Origin of the sequence: Streptomyces sp. SolWspMP-5a-2, from assembly GCF_900091845.1 — a bacterium.
Taxonomy (GTDB): Bacteria; Actinomycetota; Actinomycetes; order Streptomycetales; family Streptomycetaceae; genus Streptomyces; species Streptomyces doudnae.
This window is the reverse complement of the sequence record NZ_FMCI01000156.1, coordinates 14,785-30,357: the sequence shown is the minus strand read 5'-3', so window position 1 is coordinate 30,357 and position 15,573 is coordinate 14,785. Positions and strand designations below refer to the sequence as shown.

Sequence of the window (15,573 nt, the reverse complement as noted above, 5' to 3'; positions counted from 1 at the left end):
GGGTCAGCGCACCCTCCCCCGCGGCTTCAACGCCACCGGCGGCAGAGCCGGGGCCGGGAGGGGGGCGCCGTCGTAGCCCCGCACCTCGCCGAAGCGGGACCCCGTCATCCAGTCGGACCTGGCCTGTTCGATCTCCTCCTGGGAGCGTCCGATCCAGTTCCAGAACATGATCAGTTCCTCGTCGAACGGCTCGCCGCCCAGCAGCATCAGGCCCGCGTCCGACTCCGCGCGGATCGGCAGTTCGGAGCGGCCGCAGCCCAGGTAGAGCATCGAACCCGGCAGCACGGGCACGCCGTCGACCCGGGCCTCGCCCGACATGGACAGGACCGCGTACTCGAAGTCCGGCTCCAGCGGGACGCGCACGTCCGCGCCCCGGGTGAGCGCCAGGTCGGCGCCGACGATCGGGGTGTACGTGGTGCCCGGTGACGTCGCTCCGTCGAGGGAGCCCAGCACGAGGGTCGCCCTCAGACCGGGCGCGGTGACGACCGGGAGGTCGCCGTGGTGCTCGAAGCGCGGGTCGGTGTGCCGGTCGCTGTCGGGGAGCGCGACCCACAGCTGCGCCCCGTGCAGGAAGCGGGCGTGCGACCTGGGGCTCTCCTCGGAGTGGCTGATCGCCCGGCCGGAGGTCATCAGGCCCAGCTCACGCGGCCTGATGGTCTGGAGGCTGCCGGTGGAGTCCCGGTGCAGGACCTCCCCCTCGTGCAGCCAGCTCACCGTCTGGAGGCCCATGTGCGGGTGCGGCGGCACCTGCATGCCGGGCTCGTCGGCGATGTCGTCCGGCCCGTAGTGGTCGATGAAGCACCAGGCGCCCACCATGCGGCGGCCCAGGTTGGGCAGCAGGCGGCGGACCTCGGTCGACTCGCCGAGCCTGACGCGCCGCGGACTGAGGAGTTCCCGCACGGGTTCCGCCACGACGAAGCCGCGGCCACCGCAGACGGCGGGCGCGGCCTCGCGATCAAGATTGCTCATGGGCCACAACCTAGCCCCGTCGGGGCCGTCCCGTCAGCGCGTCCCCCGGTCGGCGGGCGTCCTCGAACACCGGCACGACGACGACTGCGACGACGACTGCGGCAGCGGCAGCGGCAGCGACAGCGACAGCGACAGCGACAGCGACAGCGGCCCGGCTCCTTAGGTAGTGGAATATTCAACCATCACCCCGGGTTGTGCCCGGCGAAGGAGGTCACCGTGAACACCACATTCGACTCGGCCTACTACGCCCACGGGACGCCCGCGGAGCGGTGGGAGCGTGCCCGGCTGTTCTTCGACGCCAAGGAGTACACGGCCGCCGCGCACGTCCTCGACCCGCTGGTCGCGGAGGTGCCGGAGCAGACCGGGCCGCGGCTGCTGCTGGCCAGGTCCTACTACCACTCGGCCCAACTGGGCCGCGCGGAGGCCCAGTTGCGGGTCATCGTCGAGCGGGACCCGGTCGAGCACTACGCCCGGCTGATGCTGGGCCGCACCCTGGAGCGCCAGGGGCGGGGCGAGGAGGCGGAGACCCAGCTGCGGATCGCCGCCGCCCTGGCCGGTGACTTCCAGGACGGCTCCCCGGCCGCCGAGTAGACCGGAGCGCGCACCCGGCGGCGGGGGCGTGACAGGGCCCGCGAGCCTCACGTCACGCCCCCGCCGCCTCCGTGCGCGCCCCGACGCCACCACGGCGCGGATCGGCTGCCCCCGGCTCGCGCCGTCTCCGGATGCGCGGGTCGGCGCCATCGAGGCGTCCGGCTCCGGTCGGGTCACCTCGGCTCACACCGGCTCACGCCGCTCACGCATACGCACGTCAGCCGACCGAGGCGTCCTGGTCCGGCTACCTCGCCCCCTGGTCCGCCGCCTCCGTGCGCGCGCGTGCGCGCCGGTGCGCGACCTCCCCGAGGGCCGCGTCGACGACGACGAAGGCGGCCAGCGGGATGCCCAGGAGCGGGACGAAGTAGCCGAGCACGGCGACCCCCGCCGCCAGCGGGACGAGGATCCGCGGGGAGACCTGCTGCCACGCGCCGCGCGGGATCGGCCGGCCGAAGGCACTGCCCCGGCCGCGCTGCCACCACATCCGGTATCCCCACAGGATCAGCAGGACCAGACCGGCCGCGAGCGCCATCAGCAGGAGCTGGTTGACCAGCCCGAAGAGGTTGCCGGTGTGCAGGTCGATGCCCCAGCGGGTGAGCTTGGCCAGCACCGGGTAGTCCGCGAAGCGCACCACGTCGGTGACCTCGCCGCTGTTCGGGTCGACGGCGACCGCGTCCTGCTTCTCGGGCCAGCTCCGCTGGATCTGCCGGACGACGTACGCGGACGACTCGTCGGCGGGCGGCACGATCTCCACCGGATCGCCCAGCCCCTCGCCGCGGGCCGCCGCGAGGACCGCGTCGAGGCCGACGCCGTGCTCGGCGCTCCCGGCGGCGGCCGAGGCCCCGTGCCCGGCGTGGTCGCCGCCCGCGTCGGCGGTGACCGAGGGCGTGGACTGGCCCAGGGAAGTGCGCAGTTCGTCGATGGTGGCGCCCGCGTACGTCGACCAGGTCAGCCCGGTCGCGGACAGGAAGAGGAAGCCGACGGCGGCCCAGGCGCCGATCGTGCCGTGCAGGCCGAGGGTGCGGCGGCGGCCCGACGTGCCCCGGACCTTGCGCAGGGCGCGGCGGCGGGAGAACCACAGCACCAGGCCGCCGCCCGCGATCACCCACAGCCAGCTCGCGGCGAACTCGCTGTAGAGGCGGCCGGTCTCGCCGAGGTGCAGGTCGCGGTGGAACTCGTCGATCCAGGTGCGCAGCGGCAGCGCGCCGGACGAACCGTACTGTTCGAGGGAGCCGCGCACCTTCCCGGTGTACGGGTCGACGAAGACGGCGAGCGTGTGGGCGGAGTCGACGCCCTCGACGCCGGAGAGCAGCACCCGCGTGGTGGCGCCGGGCTCGGGGGCCGGACGCACGGCGGAGACGGTTCCCTCGGGATACGCCTCGCGGGCCGCGGCCACCTGCTCCGAGACCGGTATCTCGCGCTCGCCGGCCGGCACGGTCAACTCGTGGGCGTAGACCAGCTTCTCGGCCTGGAAGGAGGCCGCGTAGAGGAAGCCGGTGACGGCGGCGATCAGCAGGAAGGGCGCGACGAACACGCCCGCGTAGAAGTGCAGGCGCAGGACCAGGGGGCGCAGCGGGGTCCAGACGCCGGGCGAGGGGGCCGGGGCGGCGGGTCTCGGGGTCTCGTCCGTGGTGGTCGGGGGAGCGGTGGACATCGTCGGGTCTCCGGGGGACGGGGGCGGATGTCGGGGCGACGTCTGCGGTCGCGGTGCAGGAGTCGGCGGCGGGGGTCCGCGAGTTCCCGGCCGCGGAAGTGGTCTGCGTCACATCGGAGCGGGACGTCGGGCGTCGGGCGCGTGACATCCTTGGTCGATGTCATCTCCCCACGCCGCCGTGCCCCTTGCCCAGCGGGTCGAGCAACTCCTCGCCACCGACGGTCCGTTGCCCATCGTCGCCGCCGGTGATCCGGTGCTCCGCGCCGACGCCCAGCCGTTCACCGGGCAGTTGGAACCGGCGCTGCTGGCCCGTTTCGTCGAGGCGCTGCGCGTCACCATGCACGCGGCGCCGGGGGTGGGCCTGGCCGCGCCGCAGGTCGGGGTGGGGCTGCGGATCGCGGTGGTGGAGGATCCGGCGCCGGTCCCCGAGGAGATCCGGGCGGCGCGCGGGCGGGTGCCGCTGCCGTTCCGGGTGCTGGTGAACCCGTCGTACGAGCCGGTGGGCGGGGAGCGGGCCGCGTTCTTCGAGGGCTGTCTGAGCGTGCCGGGCTGGCAGGCGGTGGTGGACCGACCCGCTGCGGTGCGGCTGCGCTGCGAGGACGAGCACGGGCGGGCCGTCGACGAGGTGTTCCGCGGGTGGCCCGCGCGGATCGTGCAGCACGAGACGGACCACCTCGACGGCATGCTCTACCTGGACCGCGCCGAGCCGCGCTCGCTGTCGTCGAACGAGGCGGTGGCCGCCCGCTGGGCGCAGCCGACGCCCGACCGGGCCGCCGCCGCGCTGGGCTTCGCCCTCCCCCGGCACGCGGGGTCGGACGACGGGTCGGCTTCGTAGGAGGGCCCGTCGCAGGCCCGCCTTCGCAGGGCGGCCGTCCCAAATGCCGCCGTCTCAAGGCGGCCGTCCCAAGGGCCGCGGTCCCAAGGGCCGCCGTCGCACGGCGGCCGTCACAGGGCGACCGACGCGGGACGGCTGTCGCGTAACGGCCGCCGCGGAGCCGCCGACACTGGACGACCGAGCAGGATGGCCGTCACAGGACCGCCGTCACAGAGCGGCCGAGCGGGATGGCCGTCACAGGGCGGCCGAGCAGGACCGCGGTCACAGCACCGCCGTCACAGCAGCGCCGTCACTCATGGGGCGGCCGTCGCCGCCGGGGAGCCGCACCGGTGCGGGCGCGCGGCTCCCCCGCCGGGTCTCAGTTGTCCCGGTACGCCTCCAGGAGCCGCAGCCAGACCTCGCTGATCGTCGGGTAGGACGGGACCGCGTGCCACAGGCGGCTGATCGGGACCTGTCCGGCGACGGCGACGGTCGCGGAGTGGATCAGTTCGCCGACCCCGGGTCCGACGAAGGTCACGCCGAGCAGGAGCTCGCGCTCCAGGTCGACGACCATCCGGGCGCGGCCCCGGTAGCCGTCGCCGTAGAGGCTGGCCCCCGCGACCGAGGCCAGGTCGATGTCGACGGCCCGCACCCGGTGCCCCTGCTGCTCGGCCTCGGCCAGGGACAGGCCGACGGAGGCCGCCTCCGGGTCGGTGAAGACGACCTGCGGCACCGCGGCGTGGTCGGCGGTCGCGGCGTGCGCGCCCCACGGTTCGGCGGCCACGTCCTCGCCCGCGGCACGGGCCGCGATGGCAGCGCCCGCGATGCGCGCCTGGTACTTGCCCTGGTGGGTGAGGAGCGCGCGGTGGTTGACGTCGCCGACCGCGTAGAGCCACTCGTTGCCGGTGACGCGGAGGGTGTCGTCGACGGTGAGCCAGGAGCCGGGCTCCAGGCCGACCGTCTCCAGGCCGATGTCCTCGGTGCGCGGGGAGCGGCCGGTCGCGAAGAGGATCTCGTCGGCCTCGATCCGGTCGCCCGCGTCGGTGGTGGCGACGACCGTGCCGTTCTCCCTGGTCACCGCGGTGACCGAGACGCCGGTGCGGACGTCGGCACCGGCCTCGGTGAGCGCGTCGGCGACCAGTTCGCCCGCGAACGGCTCCATGCGGTTGAGCAGGCCCTTGCCGCGCACCAGGAGGGTGACGCGGGAGCCGAGGGCCTGCCAGGCGGCGGCCATCTCGACGGCGACGACACCGCCGCCGACCACCAGGAGCCGTCCGGGCGCGGCCTTGGCGCTGGTGGCCTCGCGACTGGTCCAGGGCCGTACGTCGGCGAGCCCCGGCAGGTCGGGCAGGACGGCGCCGGTGCCGGTGCACACGGCGACCGCGTGCCGGGCGGTGAGCACCGTGCGGGTGCCGTCCGGGCCGGTCACGGTGACCGTGCGGTCCCCGGTGAGGCGGCCGTGGCCGCGGTACAGGTCGGCGCCGATGCCCTCGACCCAGGCGACCTGGCCGTCGTCCTTCCAGTGGGAGGTGTAGTCGTCTCGTCGTGCGAGCACCGCGGACGTGTCGAGGGGCTGCCGCACGGCCTGGGCGAGGCCGGGCAGGCGGCGGGCGTCGGCCTGGGCGATCACCGGGCGCAGCAGGGCCTTGCTGGGCATGCAGGCCCAGTAGGAGCACTCGCCGCCGACCAGTTCGCTCTCCACGACCGCGGTGGAGAGACCGGCCGCGCGGGTGCGGTCGGCCACGTTCTCCCCCACGGGCCCGGCCCCGAGCACCACGACGTCGTACGCGATGGTTTCCGTTTCCGTCATGGGGCCAGTCTGGTGGGTGGTGTGGCCCGGGGCCACACGGGTAGGGGCGCGGAATACGTGGCCGACCGGCCGCGTTTGTGCCGACGGCCTCGCCCCGACACGAGGCCCGACACGAGGAAGTAGGGATGCACACCATGAGCAGCACCGTGGAGCTGACCAAGGAGAACTTCGACCAGACGGTCACGGACAACGAGTTCGTCCTGATCGACTTCTGGGCGTCGTGGTGCGGGCCGTGCCGTCAGTTCGCGCCGGTCTACGAGAAGGCCGCCGGGGAGAACCCGGACCTGGTCTTCGGCAAGGTCGACACCGAGGCACAGCCGGAGCTGGCCGCGGCCTTCGGCATCCAGTCGATCCCGACGCTGATGATCGTCCGCGACCAGGTGGCGGTGTTCGCCCAGCCGGGCGCCCTGCCGGAGTCCGCGCTGACGGACGTCATCGGGCAGGCCCGCAAGCTCGACATGGACGAGGTCCGCAAGTCGGTCGCCGAGCAGCAGGCCCAGGCGCAGGCGCAGGGCCGGACCGGGCAGGAAGGCTAGAGCGAGCGGGTCGGACGGAGCGGCGGCCGGGCCCCGGACGGGGGCGGGCCGCCGCTTTGTCGTTCCCGGCGGCCCGCGGCGTCAGGTGGACTCCCGGCGGACGATGGCCGTACCGAGCACGGTGTGCCGCTCGGCCGGGGTGCCGGGGGCGCGGACCGCGCGGTCGACCAGTTCGGCGAGCCGGCGGCCCGAGGGCAGTTCGAGGTGGACGGTGCTGAGCCGCGGCCGTAACAGGCGTCCCAGCATGAGATCGTCCGCGCCGATCACCGCGGTGTCGCGGGGGACGCGGACGCCCCGGTCCTGGAGGGCCCGCATGAGCAGCATCGCGTACTCGTCGTTGTAGGCGAACAGCCCGTCGAGGCCCAGCTCGGGCCAGCGGGCGGCGAGCCGGGCGGCCGCCTCCTCCTCGTAGGCCAGCGGCAGTTCGGTGACGGTGGCGTCGGTGCCGTCCAGGGCGTCGCGCACGCCCCGCAGCCGGGGCCGCGCGAAGGCGTCGAGGCCGGTCTCGACGGGCACGACGACGCCGACGCGACGCCGTCCGGTGTCGTAGAGGTGGCGGCCCGCGCGGCGGCCGACGGCCGTGTGGTCCATGAGCAGGGCGTGCGCCCCCTCGACGGCTTCGGGGCCGAGGGTGACGACGGCGCGGGCACCGGCCCGCTTGAGCACGGTGACGGCCTGCGGGGCGAGGTCGGCACCGGCGACCAGGACGGCGACCGGGCGCAGTTCGGCCCAGGCGCGCACGGCCTCGTCACCGTGGAGTCCGACCGTGCCGCACTGCACCACGGTGTAGCCGAGGTGGCCGAGCGCCCACTGGAGTTCGGCGACGAACCGGCCGTAGAGCGGACCGGCGGGGAAGGCCGGGGAGGGCATCAGGACCAGGCGGCTCTGTCCGGCGCGCAGGCTGCGGGCGGCGGCGTGCGGCACGTACCCGAGTTCCTCGGCGGCGTCGTGGACGCGGCGCCGGGTGGGCTCGCTGATGCGCACGGCGCTGGTGTTGTTGAGGACGTAGGAGACGGTCGCGCGCGAGACGCCGGCCAGTCGGGCCACATCGGCGCTCGTGGGGGCGGAGCGCGGTGCGGGAGACGAGGACGCGGGCGTATTCGGTATCTGCACCATGAGGTACCGCATCTTTGCAGAACCTGTGTGACTTGTTTCGAGTAGAGGAAGTTCGCCGTCAAGTCTTGATGACTCTCGGAGACATCTCCGCCCGCTTTTTTACGAACACGTTCGTCCCGAACTTGTTCGCAGCGAACATGTTCGTTACGGTGGGCTCATGACCGATCGATCCGACACCCCCCGCAGCCGCCGCGAGCGCCCCGCCAAGCCCGCCCTCACCCGGGAGGGCATCGTGGCCGCGGCCGTCGCCGTGCTGCGCGCCGAGGGGCTGCCGAAGGTGACCATGCGGCGGCTGGCGCAGGAGCTGGACACCGGTCCCGCCTCGCTCTACGTCTATGTCCGCAACACGGCGGAGCTGCACGCGGCCGTCCTGGACGAGCTGCTCGGGACGATCGGGCCCGTCCCGGCCCGCGGCCCGTGGAAGGAGCGGCTGGAGGGCGTGCTCACCGCGTACGCCCTGATGCTCTTCGACCACCCGACGCTGGCCCGCTCCGCGCTCACCGCCCGGCCCAGCGGACCGCACTACCTGAACCTGATCGAGTCGCTGCTCGCCCTGCTGGACGAGGGCGGGGTACCGCCCGCGCAGGCCGCGTGGGGCGTCGACCTGCTGCTCCAGCACGCCACCGCGACCGCCGCCGAGCACGCGACCGAGGCGAGCGCGGAGGACTGGGACGCGGTGCGCCGCGCCGTCCGCGACATCGACGCGGGCCGCCATCCGCACGTCGCCGCGCTGGCGGGCGAGCTGCTGTCCGGCGAACCGGCGTCCCGGCTCTCCTGGGCCCTGCGCACCCTGATCGCCGGCATCGAACGGACCGCCGTCCCCGACTGAGCGGCCGCACCCGCCGCCCGCCGAACCCACCCCGACACCCGACCGACACCCGCGCACCGAACCCACCCGGGCGGCCGACCGCCGTCCGCCCGCCGTGCGACCGCCCTCCGCCCGTCTCCCTCCCGAGGAGCCACCATGACCACCGTCCCCCACCACCCCGTCCTGATCGTCGGCGCCGGACTCGGCGGGCTCACGCTCGCCCGGGTGCTCCAGGTGCACGGGCTCGACGCCACCGTCCTCGACCTGGACGCCTCCCCCGCCGCCCGCGCCCAGGGCGGCATGCTCGACATCCACGAGGACTCCGGGCAGGAGGCGCTGCGCGCGGCCGGGCTGCACGCGGAGTTCCGCGCCCTGGTGCACGCGGGCGGCGAAGCCCTGCGCGTCCTCGACCGGCACGCCGTGGTGCGCCGGGAGGAGGCCGACGACGGCTCGGGCGACCGCCCCGAGATCGACCGCGGCGATCTGCGCGACCTCCTCCTCGGCTCGCTGCGCGACGGCACGGTCCGCTGGGGCACGAAGGTCACCGGGGCCCGGCCGCTGGGCGGCGGACGGCACGAGGTGACGCTCGCCGACGGCACCGCCCTCACCACGGACCTGCTGGTCGGCGCGGACGGCGCCTGGTCGCGGATCCGCCCGCTGCTGTCGGACGCCGAACCCGCCTACACCGGCGTCTCGTTCGTCGAGGCCGACCTGCGGGACGCGGACACCCGGCACCCCGGGTCAGGCGCGGTGATCGGCTCCGGGTTCTTCTTCGCACTCGGCCACGGCCGGGGCTTTCTGGCCCACCGGGAGAGCGACGGCAGCCTCCACGTGTACGCGGCGGTCAGGGCGCCCGAGGAGTGGCTGGAGGGCATCGACTTCACCGACACCGGGGCCGCGAAGGCGGCGGTGCTCGCGGAGTTCGCGGACTGGGACCCGAGCCTGCGCGCCCTGGTCGCGGACGCCGACGGCCCGCTGGTGCCGCGCCGCGTCCACGCGCTGCCGGTCGGCCACCGCTGGGACCGGGTCCCGGGCGTCACGCTGCTCGGCGACGCGGCGCACCTGATGTCGCCGTTCGCGGGCGAGGGCGCGAACCTCGCCCTGCTCGACGGCGCGGAACTGGCGCTGGCCCTGGCCAAGCACCCCGGCGACACCGAGGCGGCGCTCGCCGCGTACGAGGAGGGCATGTTCCCGCGCGCGGAGGCGTCGGCGGCCGAGTCGGCGCACAGCGGGGAGATCCTGTTCCGCGCCGACGCGCCGCAGGGGCTGCTGGACCTGTTCGCCGCCCACGGCTGAGCCCGGACGGCACCAGCCGGTACGGCTCAACTCCCGCACATCCAGGCATTGTCGAGAGCCGGACCCCGCCCGGCAGAACGCGACTCCGCACGGCCGGGCATCTCCGAGGCCGACCCCGCCAAGAGTGGCCAACTCCCCAACCCCGGGGCACCGTCGAGAGCCGTGCCCTCCGAAGTGGCGTGACCCCGCCGGTCAGTGGGGCCGGGCGACCGGTTCGGTGCGGGTGACCCGGGCGACCAGGTCGGACCAGCCCGCCTCCAGACGTTCCAGGGGCATCCCGCACTGCTGGGTCAGATGGTGGATGAGGGCCGGGTCGAGGTAGCTCATCAGGGTCCTGGCCAGCAGGTCGCAGTCGGCGTCCGGCTCGATCTGGCGCAGCAGGACGGTGACATGGGTGGTGAGCGCGCCGACCGAGGGGTGGGCGAACCTGCGCGCCGGGTCGGGCTGGGCGGCGAGTTGCAGGTCGAGCTGTTCCGCCGAGCGGTAGAGCACCGCCACACCGAACGCCCGCAGCCGCTCCAGCGGGGGCGCTCCAGGACCCAGCGGGGGCGGGCCGCCGAGGAAGTCGGCCTGGAGCTTCCTGGACGAGTGGTCGAGCAGCGCGGTCAGCAGTCCGGTGCGGTCGCCGAACCGCCGGAAGACCGTGCCCTTGCCCACGTTCGCGGCCGCCGCGACCGCCTCCATGGTGACCCCGGCCGCCCCGTGCTCGGCGATCAGCCGTGCGGCCGCCTCCAGCAGCCGGGCCCGGTTGCGGGCCGCGTCGGCGCGCAGGCAGGGCTCGTCCGTGAAGGTGCTGACCTGGAGCAACTCGGGCTCCCCGGTGAGTCCTTGGGGCTCGGGGAGGGACGGCGGTGAGGCGGACATGAAGACAGCGTAAAGCATCAGGAAGAAACTGGACCGTGGTCCGGTTAGGGTGGTAGATATTTAAACGGACCCCGGTCCGGATCATTACGGCAATGTTTCAGCATCTTGGAGTTCGCATGTCTGTTCGCATTCTTGCGCTCGTCGGCAGCCTTCGCGCCGGTTCGCACAACCGCCAGCTCGCCGAGGCCGCCGTCAAGCTGGCCCCGGAGGGCGCGGACGTCGAGCTGTTCGAGGGCCTGGCCGAGATCCCCTTCTACAACGAGGACATCGACGTCGAGGGCTCGGTCCCGGCCGCCGCCGCCCGGCTGCGCGCCGCGGCCCAGGCCGCCGACGCGTTCCTGCTGTTCTCCCCCGAGTACAACGGCACCATCCCGGCCGTCCTGAAGAACGCCATCGACTGGCTGTCGCGCCCGTACGGCGCCAGCGGCTTCGGCGGCAAGCCGGTCGCCGTGGTCGGCACCGCGTTCGGCCAGTACGGCGGCGTGTGGGCGCAGGACGAGGCCCGCAAGGCCGCCGGCATCGCCGGTGGCAAGGTCATCGAGGACATCAAGCTGTCGATCCCCGGCTCGGTGACCCGCTTCGCCGGTACCCACCCGTCGGACGACGCCGAGGTCGCCGCGCAGCTGACCGAGGTGATCGCCCGTCTGCACGGCCACGCGGGCGCTCCGGCCGCCGCCTGACGAACCCGCCCGCGCGAAGGGGGCCGGAGCCACGCCACGGGCTCCGGCCCCCTTCGCCGTGCCGCCCGGCCGGAACCGGCCCGCCGATCGGACCCGCCCGGCCCGCTCGACCCGCTCAGTCCGCCCGATCCGGTCAGGGCGCCAGGCACGCCGGGTCCGCCCGGTCCGCCCGATCCGGTCACGGCACCCGGCCCAGACAGGCCACCCCGCCCGATCCGCCCGCCCCGCCCGGTCCGGTCAGTCCAGCGCGGCCAGCCGGGGGACGGCGGGCGCGGCGATCTCGTCGATCCAGGACGCCGGGTCCCCGGTGCGCGGCCCGAAGATGACCGTGTCGATGCCCAGCCCGGCGTAGCCGGACAGCTCCCGGACGATGCTGTCGACGCCGCCCTCGCCCGAGTAGGTGACGGTGACCCGGATGTCGCCGAAGTCGCGGTTCTCGGTGTCGCAGTGCCGACGCAGCACGTCGATCTTGTGCTTGACCTCGTCCGGGGAGGTCGCGAAGAGGTTGCACGCGTCCCCGTACCGGGCGACCAGGCGCAGCGTCTTCTTCTCGCCGCTGCCGCCGATCATGATCTCGGGGCGCGGCTCGCTCACCGGGGCCGGGACGCAGAGCGTCTCGGCGAGGCGGTAGTGCTTGCCCTCGAAGGGGCCGTTGTCCGCGGGGTCCCACATCTGCAGGCAGATCCGCAGCGTCTCCTCCAGCCGCTCGAACCGCTCGGCGAGCGGCGGGAACGTCACTCCGAGGCCCTCGTGCTCGCGGTCGTACCAGGCGGCGCCGATGCCGAGGGTGGCGCGTCCGCCGGAGAGCACGTCCAGGGTGGTGGCGATCTTCGCGAGGAGCCCGGGGTGGCGGTAGGTCACGCCGGTCACCAGGGCGCCCAGCCGGACGGTCGAGGTCTGGCCCGCGAGGTAGCCGAGGGTCGTGTAGGCCTCCAGCATGGGCTCCTCGGCGCCGCCGTTGAACTCCATCTGGAAGTAGTGGTCCATGACCGAGAGCCAGCTGACCCCGGCCGCTTCCGCCGCCCGGCCCGCCGCGGCGAGTTCGGCGCCGAGCGCGGGCGCCCCGCCGCGGTTGCCGAACTGGTTGATGTGTACGCCCACCCGCATGTCCGACTCCGTCCGTCCGGGCCATCACCGTCCCTGGTGACGCTAGATCCTGGAGCGCGCTCCAAGTCAAGGTGGTTCGACCGGACGGCGGCTCCCGGGCCCCCGGGGCTACGTCCTCCGGGAGGCGCGCAGGCTGGTGAGCGTGGTGACCGCGAGGACCAGCACGATGAAGCCGAGCGAGAACGGGATGCCGATCTCGGGCACCGGGACGCCCGATTCGTGCAGCGCGTGCAGCACGAGCTTGACGCCGATGAAGCCCAGGATGATCGACAGGCCGTAGCTGAGGTGGACCAGGCGCTTCAGCAGCCCGCCGATGAGGAAGTAGAGCTGGCGCAGGCCCATCAGGGCGAACGCGTTGGCCGTGAAGACGATGTACGGGTCCTGGGTGAGGCCGTAGATGGCGGGGATGGAGTCCAGCGCGAAGAGGACGTCGGTGGAGCCGATCGCGAGCATCACCACCAGCATCGGCGTCATGACCCGCCTGCCGTCCTGCTCGACCCACAGCCTGGTGCCGTGGTAGCGGTCGGCCACCCCGAACCGCCGCTCCACCGCCTTCAGGAGCTTGTTCTCCTCGAACTCCTCGTCGTGCTCCTCCTTGCGCGCGTCCTGGACCAGCTTCCACGCGGTCCAGATCAGGAAGGCGCCGAAGACGTAGAAGACCCAGGAGAAGGTGGAGATGATCGCCGCGCCCGCCGCGATGAACCCGGCCCGCAGCACCAGGGCCATCAGGACGCCCACCATCAGCACCCGCTGCTGGTACCGGGAGGGCACCGCGAACTTGGACATGATCAGGACGAAGACGAAGAGGTTGTCGACGCTCAGGGACTTCTCGGTGAGGTACCCGGCGAAGAACTCACCGGCGGGCCCGCCCCCGGCCCTGGCGTACAGGACGAGCCCGAAGACGCAGGCCAGGACCACCCAGACGCCCGTCCAGACCCCCGCCTCCCGCACCGACACGTCGTGCGGTCTGCGGCCGATGAGGAAGTCGGCGGCGATCAGCACGCAGAGGACCGCGACGGTCAGCAGCCAGACGGACGGGGAGACGTTCACCGGTGGGCGCTCCTGGGGGCGGGGGCGGGCGGTCACGGGGGCCGTGTTCCCGAGGTGCGGACGGCGGGGCGGGCGGTCGCGCCAGGACCAGGAGTACCGGGGCGGGGCCGTCCGGGCGACCTCTCCCCGGGCGGCCACCCGCCGTTCGGCGGGCAGGTTCCGCCGGACGGCGGCACACCGGGCGCCGACCGGACGCGGATCATGGCCGTCACGAGCCGCCGCGCCCCGCGTGAGGAGAAGCCATGACCCTCGTACCGCCCCCGTTCGACCCGGAACTCGCCGCCGCCCTCGAACTGATCGGGGACACCGTGTCGCCGGGCATCACCGTCGACCAGATCGACGCGTTCCGGGAGAGCACCGGCATCGACGCGATGGCCGGGATCGATCTGACCGCCGACGGGCACTTCGAGGTCGAGGACCGCTCGGTCCCCGGCCCCGCGGGCTCCCCCGAGGTCTCCCTGCTGATCTGCCGTCCCCGGGCTCCGCGCACCCCGGGCCCGCTGCCCGTCATCTACCAGGTGCACGGCGGCGGCATGATCATCGGGAACAACCGGGTCGGCATGGAGGGCCCGCTCGGCTGGGCGAAGGAGCTGGACGCCGTCGTCGTCTCCGTCGAGTACCGGCTGGCGCCCGAGCACCCGCACCCGGCGCCGATCGAGGACGTGTACGCGGGGCTGGTCTGGACGGCCGACCACGCCGACGAGATCGGGGGCGACGCCGGACGCGTCCTGATCGTGGGCGGCAGCGCGGGCGGCGGCCTGTGCGCGGCGCTGGCCCTGCTCGCCCGGGACCGGGGCGGTCCGCGCCTGCTCGGGCAGATGCTGCTCTGCCCGATGCTCGACGACCGCAACGACACCCCGTCCGCCCGTCAGATGGCGGGCCTCGGCGTCTGGGACCGCACCGCCAACGAGACCGGCTGGACGGCGCTCCTGGGCGACCGGCGCGGCGGCCCGGACGTCTCCCCCTACGCGGCGGCGGCCCGCGCCACCGACCTGAGCGGCCTGCCGCCCGCCTTCCTCGACGTCGGCTCGGCGGAGACCTTCCGCGACGAGGTCGTCGGCTACGCGTCCCGCATCTGGCAGGCGGGCGGGGTGGCGGAACTCCACGTCTGGCCGGGCGGCTTCCACGGCTTCGACGGCTTCGCCCCGCAGGCGGCGGTGTCCCGGGCGGCCCGCGCGGCCCAGACGGAGTGGGTACGGCGCCTGCTCGGCGGGTGACATGTCCCCCCGCTCCCCCCGCATGCCGCACCATGAGCGTATGAGAGAGCTGGCCGGGCGGCTGACCGCGGTGGACCCCGATGCCGGGGCCGCGGTCCAGGTCATCACCTACTTCGACCGGCTAGCCGTGGACCGGGCGGGCCTGGAGTCCCTGGTGCGCGGCGCGGCCGTGCTGGCGGGGTGCCCGGCGCGGCTCGTCGACGACGGGCGGCGGGTGCGGGTGCGGGTCCGCCCCGACGGCGTCCGCGAGGACGGCGGTCCGCCCGTCGGGGCCGGCTGGCCGTCCGCCGCGCTGGAGCCGGGCGGCGCGCCCGCGCTGTGGCTCGAACGGACGACGGGCGGTCCGAGCGTCGTCGACGCGGTGATCCTGGAACGGGCGGCCGCCGCGATCCGGGACGTCCTGGACCGCACCCGGGGCCGCGCGCCCGCCTCACCCGCCGACGATCCGGCCCTGCTGGAGACGGTGCTGGACGCGACGGTCCCGGAGGCGACCCGGTCGCGCGCCGCCCGCCGTCTCGGCGCCGGACCGGGCACCCGGGTGCGGGCGCTGGCCTCGGCGGACGGCCGGCCCCGGGTTCTCCTCGGGTACCCGGACGCTCCCCCGCCCGACGCCGAACTCCCGCCCGGACGGCTCGGGGTGGGCCCCGCCGTCGACGTCCTCGACCTGCCGCGCTCGTGGGACGACGCCCGCACGGCCCTGCGCTTCACGGCGGACGGCACCGCGCGTGACCCCGGGCCCCGGGTGGTGCGGGCCGAGGAGCTGGGCGGTGTCGCCCTGCTGGCCGGTCTGGTCGCGCCGGGCGCACAGCCGCCGTCCGATGTGCGGGCCCTGGAGACGGCGGCGGCCGGGGCGCCCTGGCTGCTGGCGACGCTGCACGCGGTGGCGTCGACGACGAGCCAGCGGGCGGCGGCGGCCGAGATCAACGTCCACCACTCCACACTCCAGGACCGCTTGACGCACGCGGAGCATCTGCTGGGGTGGCCGCTGCGCACGCCCCAGGGGCGGCTCAGGCTCCATCTCGCCCTCACCATGCGGCACTTGGCGCGGCCGTAGCCGGTTC

16 protein-coding genes are annotated in these 15,573 nt (G+C 74.4%); 9 read left to right on the top strand and 7 right to left on the bottom strand.

The genetic code is table 11. From position 1 onward, the window contains the following. Positions 1-3: 3 nt before the first annotated feature. Positions 4-969, bottom strand: a complete 966-nt coding sequence (locus GA0115242_RS15970) for a pirin family protein (protein ID WP_093828908.1) — start codon at positions 967-969, stop codon at positions 4-6. On the opposite strand from GA0115242_RS15970, the gene GA0115242_RS40760 reads away from it, so the two are divergent. Further along, entirely contained in the window at positions 968-1,132 is a 165-nt protein-coding gene (locus GA0115242_RS40760) for a hypothetical protein (RefSeq protein ID WP_161353163.1), read from the top strand. The genes GA0115242_RS15970 and GA0115242_RS40760 overlap by 2 nt on opposite strands. Positions 1,133-1,185: 53 nt before the next feature. Then, on the top strand, positions 1,186-1,560 hold the full coding sequence (locus tag GA0115242_RS15965; protein WP_093828906.1) for a tetratricopeptide repeat protein: 375 nt from the start codon (positions 1,186-1,188) through the stop codon (positions 1,558-1,560). Positions 1,561-1,804: 244 nt separating this feature from the next. Here GA0115242_RS15965 and GA0115242_RS15960 read toward each other — a convergent pair whose 3' ends face one another. After that, positions 1,805-3,214, bottom strand: coding sequence for a PepSY-associated TM helix domain-containing protein (locus tag GA0115242_RS15960; RefSeq protein WP_093828904.1), 1,410 nt, complete (start codon positions 3,212-3,214; stop codon positions 1,805-1,807). A 157-nt stretch (positions 3,215-3,371) separates the two neighbouring features. Between GA0115242_RS15960 and GA0115242_RS15955 the strand changes: the two genes are divergently transcribed. Continuing rightward, a complete protein-coding gene (locus GA0115242_RS15955; protein ID WP_093828902.1) occupies positions 3,372-4,049 on the top strand; it encodes a peptide deformylase in 678 nt (225 codons plus the stop codon). A gap of 358 nt (positions 4,050-4,407) precedes the next feature. On the opposite strand, the gene GA0115242_RS15950 is transcribed toward GA0115242_RS15955, so the two are convergent. After that, complete coding sequence (locus GA0115242_RS15950; RefSeq protein ID WP_093828900.1) at positions 4,408-5,838, bottom strand: dihydrolipoyl dehydrogenase family protein; 1,431 nt, start codon at positions 5,836-5,838, stop codon at positions 4,408-4,410. Between the two features lie 134 nt (positions 5,839-5,972). Between GA0115242_RS15950 and trxA the strand changes: the two genes are divergently transcribed. Next, positions 5,973-6,374 carry a thioredoxin gene (gene trxA / locus GA0115242_RS15945; protein ID WP_093828952.1) on the top strand — a complete coding sequence of 134 codons (402 nt, stop codon included), beginning with the start codon at positions 5,973-5,975 and terminating at the stop codon, positions 6,372-6,374. Between the two features lie 81 nt (positions 6,375-6,455). Here the strand turns inward: trxA and GA0115242_RS15940 are convergent, their stop codons facing one another. After that, the gene (locus tag GA0115242_RS15940; RefSeq protein WP_093828950.1) at positions 6,456-7,490 is read right to left on the bottom strand and encodes a LacI family DNA-binding transcriptional regulator; all 1,035 of its coding nucleotides are present in this window, start codon (positions 7,488-7,490) and stop codon (positions 6,456-6,458) included. A 157-nt stretch (positions 7,491-7,647) separates the two neighbouring features. Here GA0115242_RS15940 and GA0115242_RS15935 point away from each other — a divergent pair, with 157 nt between their 5' ends. Together GA0115242_RS15935 and GA0115242_RS15930 are read left to right on the top strand one after the other, a co-directional pair. Next, positions 7,648-8,319 carry a TetR/AcrR family transcriptional regulator gene (locus tag GA0115242_RS15935; RefSeq protein ID WP_093828898.1) on the top strand — a complete coding sequence of 224 codons (672 nt, stop codon included), beginning with the start codon at positions 7,648-7,650 and terminating at the stop codon, positions 8,317-8,319. 135 nt (positions 8,320-8,454) lie between these two features. Further along, a complete protein-coding gene (locus GA0115242_RS15930) occupies positions 8,455-9,594 on the top strand; it encodes an FAD-dependent oxidoreductase (RefSeq protein WP_093828896.1) in 1,140 nt (379 codons plus the stop codon). A gap of 192 nt (positions 9,595-9,786) precedes the next feature. On the opposite strand, the gene GA0115242_RS15925 is transcribed toward GA0115242_RS15930, so the two are convergent. Then, positions 9,787-10,476, bottom strand: a complete 690-nt coding sequence (locus tag GA0115242_RS15925) for a TetR/AcrR family transcriptional regulator (RefSeq protein WP_176729823.1) — start codon at positions 10,474-10,476, stop codon at positions 9,787-9,789. Between the two features lie 98 nt (positions 10,477-10,574). Here GA0115242_RS15925 and GA0115242_RS15920 point away from each other — a divergent pair, with 98 nt between their 5' ends. Continuing rightward, the gene (locus GA0115242_RS15920; RefSeq protein WP_093828892.1) at positions 10,575-11,138 is read left to right on the top strand and encodes an NAD(P)H-dependent oxidoreductase; all 564 of its coding nucleotides are present in this window, start codon (positions 10,575-10,577) and stop codon (positions 11,136-11,138) included. 237 nt (positions 11,139-11,375) lie between these two features. Here the strand turns inward: GA0115242_RS15920 and GA0115242_RS15915 are convergent, their stop codons facing one another. Together GA0115242_RS15915 and GA0115242_RS15910 are read right to left on the bottom strand one after the other, a co-directional pair. After that, positions 11,376-12,245, bottom strand: coding sequence for an LLM class F420-dependent oxidoreductase (locus GA0115242_RS15915; protein ID WP_093828890.1), 870 nt, complete (start codon positions 12,243-12,245; stop codon positions 11,376-11,378). A 108-nt stretch (positions 12,246-12,353) separates the two neighbouring features. Then, complete coding sequence (locus GA0115242_RS15910; RefSeq protein WP_093828888.1) at positions 12,354-13,295, bottom strand: TerC family protein; 942 nt, start codon at positions 13,293-13,295, stop codon at positions 12,354-12,356. A 242-nt stretch (positions 13,296-13,537) separates the two neighbouring features. Between GA0115242_RS15910 and GA0115242_RS15905 the strand changes: the two genes are divergently transcribed. Together GA0115242_RS15905 and GA0115242_RS15900 are read left to right on the top strand one after the other, a co-directional pair. After that, positions 13,538-14,512 (top strand): alpha/beta hydrolase, encoded by a 975-nt coding sequence (locus tag GA0115242_RS15905; protein ID WP_093828886.1) that lies wholly within the window; start codon positions 13,538-13,540, stop codon positions 14,510-14,512. Positions 14,513-14,552: 40 nt separating this feature from the next. Continuing rightward, complete coding sequence (locus tag GA0115242_RS15900; RefSeq protein ID WP_093828884.1) at positions 14,553-15,566, top strand: helix-turn-helix domain-containing protein; 1,014 nt, start codon at positions 14,553-14,555, stop codon at positions 15,564-15,566. Positions 15,567-15,573 lie beyond the last annotated feature (7 nt).

Coding starts and splice junctions, on each gene's coding strand:
- GA0115242_RS40760 (WP_161353163.1), top strand. CDS start 968: ATGGGCCACAACCTAGCCCCGTCGGGGCCGTCCCGTCAGCGCGTCCCC.
- GA0115242_RS15970 (WP_093828908.1), bottom strand. CDS start 969: ATGAGCAATCTTGATCGCGAGGCCGCGCCCGCCGTCTGCGGTGGCCGC.
- GA0115242_RS15960 (WP_093828904.1), bottom strand. CDS start 3,214: ATGTCCACCGCTCCCCCGACCACCACGGACGAGACCCCGAGACCCGCC.
- GA0115242_RS15955 (WP_093828902.1), top strand. CDS start 3,372: ATGTCATCTCCCCACGCCGCCGTGCCCCTTGCCCAGCGGGTCGAGCAA.
- GA0115242_RS15950 (WP_093828900.1), bottom strand. CDS start 5,838: ATGACGGAAACGGAAACCATCGCGTACGACGTCGTGGTGCTCGGGGCC.
- trxA (WP_093828952.1), top strand. CDS start 5,973: ATGAGCAGCACCGTGGAGCTGACCAAGGAGAACTTCGACCAGACGGTC.
- GA0115242_RS15940 (WP_093828950.1), bottom strand. CDS start 7,490: ATGGTGCAGATACCGAATACGCCCGCGTCCTCGTCTCCCGCACCGCGC.
- GA0115242_RS15935 (WP_093828898.1), top strand. CDS start 7,648: ATGACCGATCGATCCGACACCCCCCGCAGCCGCCGCGAGCGCCCCGCC.
- GA0115242_RS15930 (WP_093828896.1), top strand. CDS start 8,455: ATGACCACCGTCCCCCACCACCCCGTCCTGATCGTCGGCGCCGGACTC.
- GA0115242_RS15925 (WP_176729823.1), bottom strand. CDS start 10,476: ATGCTTTACGCTGTCTTCATGTCCGCCTCACCGCCGTCCCTCCCCGAG.
- GA0115242_RS15920 (WP_093828892.1), top strand. CDS start 10,575: ATGTCTGTTCGCATTCTTGCGCTCGTCGGCAGCCTTCGCGCCGGTTCG.
- GA0115242_RS15915 (WP_093828890.1), bottom strand. CDS start 12,245: ATGCGGGTGGGCGTACACATCAACCAGTTCGGCAACCGCGGCGGGGCG.
- GA0115242_RS15905 (WP_093828886.1), top strand. CDS start 13,538: ATGACCCTCGTACCGCCCCCGTTCGACCCGGAACTCGCCGCCGCCCTC.
- GA0115242_RS15900 (WP_093828884.1), top strand. CDS start 14,553: ATGAGAGAGCTGGCCGGGCGGCTGACCGCGGTGGACCCCGATGCCGGG.